This window comes from Bacillus sp. NS1, from assembly GCF_058248265.1.
Genome location: NZ_JBZAZF010000003.1, coordinates 243753 through 256782 on the forward strand (window position 1 = coordinate 243753; position 13030 = coordinate 256782).

At 45.4% G+C, this 13030-nt stretch carries 12 protein-coding genes and 1 riboswitch; of the genes, 11 read left to right on the top strand and 1 reads right to left on the bottom strand.

What is annotated here, in order from left to right; all coding sequences use genetic code 11:
* The first annotated feature begins 51 nt into the window (after nt 1-51).
* From fadR to AC4CV5_RS11680, 8 genes are all read left to right on the top strand, one after another.
* Nucleotides 52-636, top strand: coding sequence for a fatty acid metabolism transcriptional regulator FadR (gene fadR / locus AC4CV5_RS11645; RefSeq protein WP_003222489.1), 585 nt, complete (start codon nt 52-54; stop codon nt 634-636).
* A 14-nt stretch (nt 637-650) separates the two neighbouring features.
* Entirely contained in the window at nt 651-1427 is a 777-nt protein-coding gene (locus AC4CV5_RS11650; protein WP_166849900.1) for an enoyl-CoA hydratase, read from the top strand.
* Between the two features lie 14 nt (nt 1428-1441).
* Nucleotides 1442-2215 (top strand): electron transfer flavoprotein subunit beta, encoded by a 774-nt coding sequence (gene etfB, locus AC4CV5_RS11655; RefSeq protein WP_490922836.1) that lies wholly within the window; start codon nt 1442-1444, stop codon nt 2213-2215.
* A 35-nt stretch (nt 2216-2250) separates the two neighbouring features.
* Nucleotides 2251-3228 (top strand): electron transfer flavoprotein subunit alpha, encoded by a 978-nt coding sequence (etfA, locus tag AC4CV5_RS11660; RefSeq protein ID WP_166849905.1) that lies wholly within the window; start codon nt 2251-2253, stop codon nt 3226-3228.
* A gap of 213 nt (nt 3229-3441) precedes the next feature.
* Nucleotides 3442-4929, top strand: coding sequence for an alpha-L-arabinofuranosidase AbfB (gene abfB, locus AC4CV5_RS11665; RefSeq protein ID WP_490922838.1), 1488 nt, complete (start codon nt 3442-3444; stop codon nt 4927-4929).
* Between the two features lie 328 nt (nt 4930-5257).
* Nucleotides 5258-5572 (top strand): thioredoxin, encoded by a 315-nt coding sequence (gene trxA, locus AC4CV5_RS11670; RefSeq protein ID WP_003222500.1) that lies wholly within the window; start codon nt 5258-5260, stop codon nt 5570-5572.
* A gap of 135 nt (nt 5573-5707) precedes the next feature.
* Nucleotides 5708-7480: an excinuclease ABC subunit UvrC gene (uvrC, locus tag AC4CV5_RS11675; RefSeq protein WP_222143298.1), complete on the top strand. Its 1773-nt coding sequence runs from the start codon at nt 5708-5710 to the stop codon at nt 7478-7480.
* 64 nt (nt 7481-7544) lie between these two features.
* Nucleotides 7545-7724, top strand: a riboswitch (Lysine riboswitch).
* Between the two features lie 126 nt (nt 7725-7850).
* Nucleotides 7851-9083 (top strand): aspartate kinase, encoded by a 1233-nt coding sequence (locus AC4CV5_RS11680; protein ID WP_166849913.1) that lies wholly within the window; start codon nt 7851-7853, stop codon nt 9081-9083.
* Nucleotides 9084-9123: 40 nt separating this feature from the next.
* Here the strand turns inward: AC4CV5_RS11680 and AC4CV5_RS11685 are convergent, their stop codons facing one another.
* Nucleotides 9124-9570: a YslB family protein gene (locus AC4CV5_RS11685; RefSeq protein ID WP_048654943.1), complete on the bottom strand. Its 447-nt coding sequence runs from the start codon at nt 9568-9570 to the stop codon at nt 9124-9126.
* A gap of 290 nt (nt 9571-9860) precedes the next feature.
* On the opposite strand from AC4CV5_RS11685, the gene sdhC reads away from it, so the two are divergent.
* The 3 genes from sdhC to sdhB are packed head-to-tail and all read left to right on the top strand — an operon-like array spanning nt 9861 to nt 13027.
* Nucleotides 9861-10469 carry a succinate dehydrogenase cytochrome B558 gene (gene sdhC / locus AC4CV5_RS11690; protein WP_003222512.1) on the top strand — a complete coding sequence of 203 codons (609 nt, stop codon included), beginning with the start codon at nt 9861-9863 and terminating at the stop codon, nt 10467-10469.
* 33 nt (nt 10470-10502) lie between these two features.
* Entirely contained in the window at nt 10503-12263 is a 1761-nt protein-coding gene (sdhA, locus tag AC4CV5_RS11695) for a succinate dehydrogenase flavoprotein subunit (RefSeq protein WP_166849915.1), read from the top strand.
* Between the two features lie 2 nt (nt 12264-12265).
* The gene (sdhB, locus tag AC4CV5_RS11700; protein ID WP_003222517.1) at nt 12266-13027 is read left to right on the top strand and encodes a succinate dehydrogenase iron-sulfur subunit; all 762 of its coding nucleotides are present in this window, start codon (nt 12266-12268) and stop codon (nt 13025-13027) included.
* Nucleotides 13028-13030: the final 3 nt, after the last annotated feature.

Consider the following 13030-nt stretch of genomic DNA (forward strand, 5'->3'; position numbering starts at 1 on the left):
TGAAATTATGAATGAATAGTCATTCATTTCTATAGGAAGGAACGATGAACATTGAAGCAAAAACGGCCAAAGTATATGCAGATTATTGATGCAGCAGTAGAAGTCATTGCGGAAAACGGCTACCACCAGTCACAGGTATCCAAAATTGCCAAACAAGCCGGAGTGGCGGACGGCACCATCTATCTCTATTTCAAAAACAAAGAAGACATTTTAATTTCTCTTTTCAAAGAAAAAATGGGCCAATTTATTGAGCGAATGGAAGAGGACATAAAAGAAAAGACGACAGCGAAAGAGAAACTGGCGCTTGTGATTTCAAAGCATTTTTCCCTTTTAGCGGATGACCATAATCTCGCGATTGTCACTCAGCTTGAGCTCCGCCAGTCAAACTTGGAGCTGCGCCAGAAAATCAATGAAATATTAAAAGGCTACTTAAATATCTTGGATAGTATTTTGATGGAAGGCATACAATCAGGCGAATTAAAAGAAGGCCTCGATGTCCGCCTCGCCCGGCAGATGATTTTTGGAACGATTGACGAAACCGTGACAACATGGGTTATGAATGACCAAAAGTACGATCTCGCTGCCTTGTCAGACAGCGTTTTAGAATTGTTGGTGTCCGGAATTCACAATAAGTAAAGGGGTTCTGTCCTATGAATGCAATATCACTTGCAGTTGATCAATTTGTGGCAGTTTTGACGATTCACCATCCGCCGGCAAATGCGCTATCCAGCCAGATATTAGAGGAGCTGTCCTCCTGTCTTGATCAATGTGAGACAGATGCAGGCGTACGAAGCATCATCATTCACGGTGAGGGAAGATTTTTCTCAGCCGGCGCTGATATTAAAGAATTCACATCATTTAAAGGCAACGAGGATTCCTCACTGCTGGCTGAGCGCGGCCAGCAGCTGATGGAAAGAATTGAAGGCTTCCCAAAACCGATTATCGCGGCGATTCACGGTGCTGCTCTTGGAGGCGGGCTGGAGCTTGCGATGGCTTGTCATATCAGAATTGCGGCAGAAGACGCCAAGCTGGGGCTCCCGGAACTTAACCTCGGTATTATACCGGGTTTTGCGGGTACACAGCGTCTTCCGAGATATGTCGGTACAGCCAAAGCACTAGAGCTCATCGGATCAGGAGAACCGATATCCGGAAAAGAAGCGCTTGATCTCGGGCTTGTGTCAATTGGAGCAAAAGATGAAGCAGAAGTGCTTGAAAAAGCAAAAGCACTTGCCGCTAAGTTTGCAGAAAAAAGCCCGCAAACGCTGGCATCTCTGCTTGAGCTTCTTTATTCCAACAAGGTGTATTCGTATGAAGGCAGCTTAAAGCTTGAAGCAAAACGATTTGGAGAAGCATTTGAGTCAGAGGACGCCAAAGAAGGCATCCAGGCATTTCTCGAAAAAAGAAAGCCTCAGTTCAAAGGCGAATAAAAGGGGATATGATCATGAATCTATTTGTACTGATGAAACGGACGTTTGACACAGAAGAAAAAATCGTCATTGAAGCAGGAAAGATTCAGGATGACGGAGCGGAATGGATCATTAATCCATACGACGAGTACGCGATAGAAGAAGCCATCCAGCTGAAGGAAAAGCACGGCGGCACGATCACCGCTGTCACTGTCGGCGGCGAAGAAGCGGAGAAGGAATTGCGCACTGCGCTTGCCATGGGATGTGACCAAGCCGTTTTAATCAACATAGAAGATGATCTCGAAGAACCCGACCAATATTCCATTTCTCAAGTTTTATACCACTATATGAAGGATCAGGAGTTTGATTTGATTCTCGGCGGAAATGTTGCCATTGATGGAGGATCAGGACAAGTGGCGCCTCGGCTTGCCGAGCTACTGGACATTCCGTGCATCACAACGATCACCAAACTCGAAATCAACGGCACTGATGCAGAAGCAGAAAGAGACGTCGAAGGAGATGTTGAAAAAATCAAAACGATACTCCCATTGCTTGTCACAGCTCAGCAGGGCTTAAACGAACCGCGTTATCCATCGCTTCCGGGTATTATGAAGGCCAAGAAAAAACCACTTGAAGAGCTAGAACTTGATGATCTTGATATTGACGAAGAGGATGCCGAACCAAAGATGAAAACCATTGAACGTTTTCTGCCGCCGAAAAAAGAGGCCGGGAAGCTTCTCCAAGGTGATCCTGCCGAACAGGCAAAAGAGCTTGTCTCATTGCTCCGCAGCGAAGCTAAAGTCATTTAAAGCTTGGACATTCAAAGAAACAGGGGGATGTTAGAATGGGAAAAAAAGTGATTGTACTCGGAGAAATCCGCGATGGAGAATTGCGGAATGTCACCTTTGAAGCATTAGCTGCAGGAAGAACCATTTCAGGCGATGGAGAAGTCATCGGTGTTCTCATCGGAGAAAATGTACAAAGCCTTGCACAGGGGCTTATCCATTACGGAGCAGATAAAGTTCTGACAGCCGAGGATCCGAAGTTGAAAGCTTACACGGCAGACGGATACAGCCAGGTCATGAGGGCCATTATTGACCAAGAAAAACCAGATTCGGTCATATGCGGGCACACGGCAATGGGCAAAGACCTTTCACCGAAGCTCGCGGCCCGGCTGCAAACAGGTTTAATTTCTGATGCTACGGATGTAAGCGTTACCGGAGAGAATGTCGTGTTTACGCGGCCGATTTACTCGGGGAAAGCATTTGAACGCGTCATTTCAACCGATCCGATGATTTTTGCAACGATTCGCCCCAATAATATTCAAGCTTCAGAAAAAGACGCCAGCAGGTCGGGAAGTATCGAAAGCGTTGATGTTTCTCTTACTGACCTCCGTACGGTTATCCAAGAAGTTGTGAAAAAAACAGCGGACGGCGTTGATCTCTCTGAAGCAAAAATTATCGTTGCGGGCGGCCGCGGAGTCAAAAGCAAGGAAGGATTTCAGCCGCTGCAGGAGCTTGCCGAAGTGCTGGGAGCCGCAGTGGGGGCTTCTCGCGGGGCGTGTGACGCTGATTATTGCGATTATGCTCTTCAAATCGGGCAGACCGGGAAAGTCGTTACCCCTGATTTATATATTGCCTGCGGCATTTCGGGCGCCATCCAGCATTTGGCCGGCATGTCCAACAGTAAGGTGATAGTTGCCATCAATAAAGACCCCGAAGCGGATATCTTTAAAATAGCGGATTACGGCATCGTAGGCGATTTATTTGAAGTCGTCCCGTTACTAACTGAGGAATTCAAACAATTAAATATACACGCGTAAAGGAAACCCCGGACTGCTGAAGTTCGGGGTTTTTATATCTTTAAATACGTACGTACAAATAGAAAATTTAGAAAAAATGTCATTGACATGTACGAACATATATAATATGGTTACTTTAAAAGCGCTTACATTCATGCTGACTCCTCAGGCAAAAGACAGATCACTTATTTGACTGTGGTGCTTTTCATATTCGTATGAAAGGAATGATCAGGCATGTCTGAACATCAAGCAGTGATCCAAACAGATATTGTAAAAGGAACCATTAACAAAAATATATACGGTCATTTTGCGGAGCATTTAGGAAGAGGGATTTATGAGGGGATTTGGGTCGGAATGGATTCGAACATTCCCAATATAAACGGAATACGAAAGGATGTCCTAGAGGCGCTCAAGCAGCTGCATATTCCTGTCCTCAGGTGGCCGGGCGGGTGTTTTGCGGACGAATACCATTGGGCAAACGGTGTTGGTGACCGTAAGACGATGCTCAACACGCACTGGGGCGGTACAATTGAATCAAATGAATTTGGAACGCATGAATTTATGATGCTTTGCGAGCTGCTTGAATGCGAGCCTTATATTTGCGGCAATGTCGGAAGCGGAACGGTTCAGGAAATGGCGGAATGGATCGAGTATATGACGTTTGAAGAAGGCACGCCGATGTCAGACTGGAGAAAACAAAATGGAAGAGAGGAGCCCTGGAAGCTGAAATATTTTGGCGTGGGCAATGAGAACTGGGGCTGCGGCGGCAACATGCATCCTGAATACTACGCTGATCTGTACCGGCGTTTTCAAACCTATGTCCGCAATTACAGCGGGAATGAAATATATAAAATTGCAGGCGGCGCAAATGTGGATGATTTTAATTGGACGGACGTGCTCATGAAAAAAGCCGCCGGCCTGATGGACGGATTGAGTCTTCACTATTACACGATTCCGGGTGATTTCTGGAAAGGCAAAGGATCAGCCACAGAATTCACGGAGGATGAATGGTTCATTACGATGAAAAAAGCCAAATACATCGATGAATTGATTCAAAAACACGGCACGATTATGGATCGATACGATCCGGAGCAGCGGGTCGGGCTGATTATTGATGAATGGGGCACGTGGTTTGATCCTGAGCCAGGCACGAACCCTGGTTTCTTATATCAGCAAAACACCATTCGTGATGCGCTGGTGGCAGCTTCTCATTTCCACATTTTCCATCAGCATTGCCGCCGGGTGCAAATGACCAACATCGCCCAAACAGTAAATGTTCTTCAAGCAATGATTTTGACTGAGGGAGACCGGATGCTTTTGACACCGACGTACCATGTATTTGATATGTTTAAGGTACACCAGGACGCTTCTCTTCTAGACACTGAAACAACGTCTGCTGATTATGAATGGAAGGGTGAAACGCTGCCGCAAATCAGTGTTTCGGCCTCGAAACATGCAGAAGGCGATATCAATATCACGATCTGCAACATCGATCACCAAAACAAAGTGGAGGCTGAGATCGAGCTGAGAGGCCTTCACAAGACAGCGGACCATTCCGGAGTCATTCTGACGGCAGAAAAAATGAATGCGCATAACACGTTTGACGATCCTCATCACGTCAAACCGAAATCTTTCAGCCAATACAAGCTCAACAAAAACAAACTGAAAGTAAAACTTCCGCCAATGTCAGTCGTCTTACTCACCCTGCGTGCTGATTCTTGATCGAGCGAGAGCGCCGGAGCTTCATGCCGGCGCTCTTTTTCATGTTTTAAAACAGCTCAGGCAGGGCATGGTAAAGGTACATGACAAGTGAAGAGGAGATGTTATTCTATGCTTCGTACCATTCTAATGATCATCGGGGCGATTGTAGTCATTGGGGCGATTATCAGATTCGTGTTTTAATGCAAAGTGACATAACCCATTCAACCCAGATAAACATGAGTAAACCGATTGTGATCAGGAAAAAATAATTTATAAGCATTAAAATAGCGTGAACGAATGGGAGATGCTATACTAAAAATCATCATTTCACAATTGGAGGAATTCAATAATGGCTATCGTAAAAGCAACTGATCAATCTTTCTCAGCTGAAACAAGCGAAGGCGTCGTACTGGCTGACTTCTGGGCTCCTTGGTGCGGACCTTGTAAAATGATTGCACCTGTTCTTGAAGAACTAGATCAAGAAATGGGAGACAAACTGAAAATCGTAAAAATCGACGTAGACGAAAACCAAGAAACAGCCGGAAAATACGGCGTTATGAGCATCCCGACACTTCTTGTGTTAAAAGACGGAGAAGTGGTTGAAACTTCTGTCGGCTTCAAACCGAAAGAAGCGCTTCAAGAGCTTGTAAACAAACATCTTTAATTTTCGGCTGCTTGCATGCCAGAGCGATTCCGATTGTGGAATCGCTTTTTTTATTCTCCAATCGTGAAGCATAGAGAAAAACAAACGTTCGTGATAAACTGGAAACAAAGGATTAAACATAAGGAAGGGTAACATATGAACAAACAACTGAAAGAAAAACTCGCCCTCCTTCCCGATCAGCCCGGGTGTTATCTCATGAAGGACCGGCAGCAGACTGTGATCTACGTAGGAAAAGCAAAAGTGCTGAAAAACAGAGTGCGCTCCTACTTCACCGGTTCTCATGATGCGAAAACACAAAGGCTTGTGACGGAAATCGAGGATTTTGAATATATCGTGACGTCCTCCAACCTTGAAGCGCTTATTTTAGAAATGAACCTGATCAAAAAGCATGATCCGAAATACAACGTCATGCTTAAAGACGACAAAACCTATCCTTTCATAAAACTCACCCATGAACGCCACCCAAGGCTGATTGTCACCCGTAATGTCAAAAAAGACAAAGGACGTTATTTCGGGCCGTACCCGAATGTACAGGCTGCAAGGGAAACAAAAAAACTGCTCGACCGCCTGTATCCTCTAAGAAAATGCTCCAAGCTGCCGGACCGAGTGTGCCTTTACTATCATCTGGGCCAATGTCTCGCTCCGTGCGTAAAGGACATTTCCGAAGAGACGAACAGAGAACTGGTTGAGAGCATTACCCGTTTCTTAAAGGGCGGCTATAATGATGTAAAAAAAGAGCTTGAAGAGAAAATGCATGAAGCTGCTGAGAATCTTGAGTTTGAACGGGCAAAAGAGCTTCGTGACCAAATCGCCCATATTGAATCGACGATGGAAAAACAAAAAATGACGATGAACGATCTAGTCGACCGTGACGTATTCGCGTACGCATATGATAAGGGCTGGATGTGCGTACAGGTCTTTTTCATCCGCCAAGGAAAGCTCATTGAACGCGATGTCAGCATGTTCCCGCTTTATCAGGAAGCAGATGAAGAGTTTCTCACGTTCATCGGGCAGTTCTATTCAAAAAATAACCACTTCCTACCAAGGGAAATTTTAGTTCCGGACAGCGTAGATCAATCCATGATCGAGCAGCTGCTGGAAACAAACGTCCACCAGCCAAAAAAAGGTCCGAAAAAAGAACTGCTCATGCTGGCCCATAAAAATGCGAAAATCGCGCTGAAAGAAAAATTCTCCTTAATCGAACGGGACGAGGAGCGCTCAATCAGGGCTGTGCAAAAACTCGGTGAAGCATTAAATATTTATACCCCGCACAGAATTGAAGCGTTTGATAACTCTAACATACAGGGGACAAACCCGGTTTCCGCGATGATCGTGTTTATCGACGGCAAACCGAACAAAAAGGAGTACCGCAAATATAAAATCAAAACCGTTACAGGGCCGGATGATTACGGTTCTATGAGAGAGGTTGTCAGAAGGCGCTATACGAGAGTGCTTCGCGAAAACCTGCCGCTGCCTGATCTAATCATCATTGACGGAGGAAAAGGGCAGATCAACGCGGCAAGGGATGTCATTGAAAATGAACTCAGCTTGGATATCCCGATCGCCGGTTTAGCGAAAGACGAAAAACACAGAACTTCAAATTTACTAATCGGGGATCCGTTGGAGGCGGTGTACCTGGAACGGAACAGCCAGGAATTTTATCTCCTGCAGCGTATTCAGGACGAGGTGCATCGTTTTGCGATCAGTTTTCACAGGCAAATCCGCGGAAAAAGCGCGTTTCAATCCGTCTTGGACGACATCCCGGGTATCGGAGAGAAAAGAAAGAAAATGCTGTTAAAGCATTTCGGTTCCGTAAAAAAAATGAAGGAAGCAAGCCTTGAGGACATCAAAAAAGCGGGTGTTCCCGCAGCGGCGGCTCAGCTGCTTTACGATAAATTGCAAAAATAATGTTGTCCTTTTAAAAAAGATCTGATAAAATGTGAACTAATTTCATAGTTAGATCGTGTTATATGGTGAAGATAGAGGTGCGAACTTCAAGAGTAAGCCTTTGGAGAATGATGGATTCTGTGAAAAAGGCTGAAAGGGGAGCGTCGCCGAAGCAAATAAAACCCCATCGGTATTATTTGCTGGCCGTGCATTGAATAAATGTAAGGCTGTCAAGAAATCATTTTCTTGGAGGGCTATCTCGTTGTTCATAATCATTCATGATGATTAATTGATAAGCAATGAGAGCAAATCCTCTCATTGCTTTTTTTATTGTGGACAAAGCACTCTTCCTCCTCACCCGCACGAACCAAAATGTAAAGGGTGGTAATACATGGGTCTTATCGTACAAAAATTCGGAGGCACTTCCGTCGGCTCAGTTGAAAAAATTCAAAATGCGGCAAACCGCGCGATTGCAGAAAAACAGAAGGGCCATCAAGTCGTTGTTGTCGTTTCAGCTATGGGAAAATCCACTGACGAATTGGTCGGCCTTGCAAAAGCAATTTCTGACCAGCCGAGCAAACGCGAAATGGATATGCTGCTGGCGACGGGCGAGCAGGTCACCATTTCCCTGCTTTCAATGGCGCTTCAGGAAAAAGGTTATGACGCAGTGTCCTATACTGGCTGGCAGGCGGGAATCCGCACGGAAGCCGTTCACGGAAACGCAAGAATTACAGATATCGACACTTCGGTTTTGGCAGATCAGCTTGAGCAAGGAAAGATTGTCATTGTCGCAGGATTCCAAGGCATGACAGAGGATTGCGAAATCACGACATTGGGCCGGGGCGGTTCAGATACAACAGCAGTTGCTTTAGCTGCCGCATTAAAAGCGGATAAATGTGACATATACACGGACGTGCCTGGAGTGTTTACAACCGATCCGCGCTATGTGAAATCAGCGAGAAAACTTGCCGGCATCTCATACGATGAAATGCTTGAGCTTGCCAATTTAGGCGCCGGCGTTCTTCATCCGAGAGCCGTTGAATTCGCGAAAAATTACCAAGTGCCGTTAGAAGTGCGTTCAAGTACAGAAACAGAAGCGGGAACATTAATTGAGGAGGAATCATCCATGGAGCAAAATTTAATTGTCAGAGGCATTGCGTTTGAAGATCAAATCACAAGGGTAACCATTTACGGGCTGACTGGCGGCTTGACAACCTTGTCTACGATTTTTACAACACTTGCCAAAAGAAACATTAACGTCGATATCATTATCCAAACGCAGGCCGGAGACAATCAGACCGGAATTTCCTTCTCAGTTAAAACAGAAGACGCAGACCAAACCGTTGCGGTGCTTGAAGAGTATAAAGATGCGCTTGAATTCGAGAAAATCGAGACAGAAAGCAAATTGGCTAAAGTATCCATTGTTGGATCAGGCATGGTGTCAAACCCTGGTGTAGCGGCTGAAATGTTTGCTGTACTGGCGGAAAAAAACATTTTAATCAAAATGGTCAGCACATCTGAAATCAAAGTGTCAACAGTCGTAAGCGAAAATGACATGGTGAAAGCAGTCGAGGCACTGCACGATGCATTTGAGCTTTCAAAACACCCTTCAGCTGTGTCATGACGATCAAAAAGGCGGGACTATGCAGTCACCGCCTTTTTGATTACACTGGGTCTTTCATATCCCATTTCACAGTCAGAACCACTTTATTGGCTCTCTTTTTCACTTGTTCATATGATTCAGCAATCTGGTCATTCATTAATTGAATTTGTTCAGCAATAAAACCAGCTTCAAGCTGAAAGCATGGTTCTTTCTGATGTTTAAGCCGGTTGGAAATGATCGGCCCTTCAAGTTCAAATTCAAGCTCCTGTTTTTTAGCGCTAACGTTGGTAAGGGTTCCCCAGCCCGCTTCTTCAAAGAAGGCCGGAAATTCCTCCCATGATTCAAGAGGAAACTTACGGGCGAGATGTTTCCCTGCCCAATACATCATGGAAGAGTAATCTTGGCCAAGCATATCTGGGAGAACGATCTCTCGTATTAGTTCGTAGGCATAGGCATTCATTTCAATTTCTTTTAGGTTGTCAATAGATGCTTCAAATTTAGACTTCATATCTGTCTCCCCTCTCTCCACGTATATTATAGCCCAAACAGGGGGGCGGATTACAGAATGATCCTGTAATTCTTATGAAAAATTAAACAGAAACATATATTGATAAAATAAAATTTTTGAATCAACTATTCTATTCGGAAAATTATAATTTATGTACGCGTTTTCTTGACGCCCTTTTGAGGGAGGAGTAAAATGAAATTGTCAATAAATCTTAATAAAGTGCTTACAATTGAAAGAAGTGGGGGAAGAGATTTAGCACATTTCGCACTTATCAAACAGGGGGTAAAGTAATGTCTGGGAACAGAGAGTTTTATTTTCGAAGATTGCATTCCTTGCTTGGCGTCATACCGGTCGGCATCTTTCTCATTCAGCATTTAGTCGTCAACCAGTTTGCCGCAAGGGGCGCTGAAGCATTCAATAGTGCTGCTCATTTTATGGATAGTCTGCCTTTCAGGTATGCCTTGGAAATTTTTATTATCTTCTTACCATTAATTTATCATGCAGTTTATGGTGTGTACATAGCGTTTACTGCAAAAAATAACGCAGGCCAATACAGCTATATGAGAAACTGGCTCTTCGTCCTGCAGCGTGTAACCGGTATCATCACCCTCATTTTCGTGAGCTGGCACGTGTGGGAAACCCGTATTGCCGCACAAATGGGCGCTGAGGTCAATTTCGACATGATGGCAAATATTTTAAGCTCTCCGGCTATGCTTGGCTTTTACATTGTCGGTGTTTTATCAACAATTTTCCACTTCTCGAACGGTTTATGGTCTTTCGCTGTTACATGGGGCATCACGGTAACGCCTCGTTCTCAAAGAATTTCGACATACGTTACGCTGATTATTTTTGTTGCACTGTCTTACGTAGGCTTAAAAGCGATTTTTGCATTTGTATAAGAGTACTAGATTACTAGAGGGAGAGGGGCTATCATGAGTCAATCAAGCATTATCGTAGTCGGCGGGGGTCTTGCCGGCCTCATGGCGACAATCAAAGCAGCGGAATCAGGAATGGCGGTTAAGCTGTTTTCCATCGTTCCTGTCAAACGTTCTCATTCGGTTTGTGCACAAGGCGGCATAAACGGAGCGGTCAATACAAAAGGGGAAGGTGACTCTCCGTGGGAACATTTTGATGACACTGTATACGGAGGGGACTTTCTTGCCAACCAGCCGCCGGTTAAAGCGATGTGTGAAGCGGCGCCTTCTATCATCCACTTATTAGACCGGATGGGCGTCATGTTTAACCGGACGCCTGAAGGACTGCTTGATTTCCGCCGATTTGGGGGTACACAGCATCACAGAACAGCTTATGCGGGCGCGACGACGGGACAGCAGCTGCTTTACGCACTGGACGAGCAAGTGCGCAGATACGAAGTTGCCGGTCTGGTCACAAAATACGAAGGCTGGGAATTCCTTGGCGCTGTATTAGATGATGACAGAACCTGCCGCGGAATTGTAGCGCAAAACCTGACAAACATGCAAATTGAATCTTTCCGTTCAGACGCTGTCATCATGGCGACGGGCGGACCGGGAATCATTTTTGGAAAATCGACTAACTCCATGATTAATACAGGGTCTGCTGCGTCGATCGTTTATCAGCAGGGAGCGTATTATGCAAACGGAGAATTCATTCAAATCCACCCGACAGCCATACCGGGCGATGACAAACTAAGACTGATGAGTGAATCAGCGCGAGGTGAAGGCGGACGCGTGTGGACATATAAGGACGGTAAACCGTGGTATTTCCTAGAGGAAAAATATCCGGCTTATGGAAACCTGGTGCCGCGTGATATTGCGACACGCGAAATATTTGATGTGTGTGTCAACCAGAAGCTCGGCATTAACGGCGAAAACATGGTGTATCTCGATCTGTCTCATAAAGATCCGAAAGAGCTTGATATCAAACTTGGCGGCATCATTGAGATTTATGAGAAATTCATGGGAGACGACCCGCGGAAGCTTCCGATGAAAATCTTCCCAGCGGTCCATTATTCAATGGGCGGTTTATGGGTGGATTATGATCAAATGACAAACATCCCGGGACTGTTTGCAGCTGGGGAATGTGATTACTCTATGCACGGCGGCAACCGCTTGGGAGCAAACTCCCTGCTCTCCGCGATTTATGGAGGAATGGTGGCCGGACCGAATGCGGTGAAATATGTAAACGGCTTGGAAGCTTCAGCAGAAGACATGTCTTCATCTTTATTCGACGCTCACGTTAAAAAAGAAGAAGAAAAATGGGCTGAGATTATGAGCATGGACGGAACCGAAAATGCCTATGTTCTGCACAAAGAGCTCGGTGAGTGGATGACGGCGAACGTCACAGTTGTCCGCCATAACGACAAGCTATTGAAAACGGATGATAAAATTCAGGAATTAATGGAGCGGTTTAAAAAGATTAACATCAATGACACGACAAAATGGAGCAACCAGGGGGCCATGTTCACACGCCAGTTCTCGAACATGCTTCAGCTTGCAAGGGTGGTTACCCTTGGCGCATACAACCGCAATGAAAGCCGTGGTGCCCATTATAAACCGGATTATCCTGAACGTAATGATGATGAATGGCTCAAAACAACAATGGCTAAACATGTAAGCCCGTATGAAGCGCCGGAATTTGAGTATCAGGATGTCGATGTATCACTGATAACGCCTCGGAAACGGGATTACTCGAAGAAGAAGGTGGCGAAATAATCATGAGTGAACAAAAAACCATACGATTTATTATCACGCGTCAAGATACAGCTGACAGCACGCCTTACGATGAAGAATTTGAAGTTCCATACCGCCCGAACCTGAACGTCATTTCCGCTCTGATGGAAATTCGCCGGAATCCGGTTAACGTTAAAGGTGAAAAGACAACCCCTGTCACGTGGGATATGAACTGTCTTGAAGAAGTATGCGGCGCATGTTCAATGGTTATAAACGGTAAGCCCCGCCAGTCTTGTACGGCACTTATCGACCAGCTTGAACAGCCGATCCGCTTAAAACCAATGAAAACATTCCCGGTCGTGCGTGATTTGCAGGTTGACCGGAGCAGAATGTTTGATTCATTGAAAAAGGTAAAAGCGTGGATACCGATTGACGGTACGTATGATTTAGGACCAGGACCGAGAATGCCGGAAAAACGCCGTCAATGGGCATATGAATTATCAAAATGCATGACGTGCGGCGTCTGCCTCGAAGCCTGCCCGAATGTGAACAGCAAATCGAAGTTCATGGGGCCGGCACCGATGTCTCAGGTCCGCCTGTTTAACGCACATCCGACAGGCGCCATGAATAAATCTGACCGATTAGAAGCACTGATGGATGAAGGCGGCCTTGCAGATTGCGGCAATTCGCAAAACTGCGTTCAATCTTGTCCGAAAGGCATTCCGCTCACTACTTCCATTGCAGCCTTAAACAGAGACACAAACTTACAAGCGTTCCGCAATTTCTTCGGAAGCGACAGAGTATAAGAA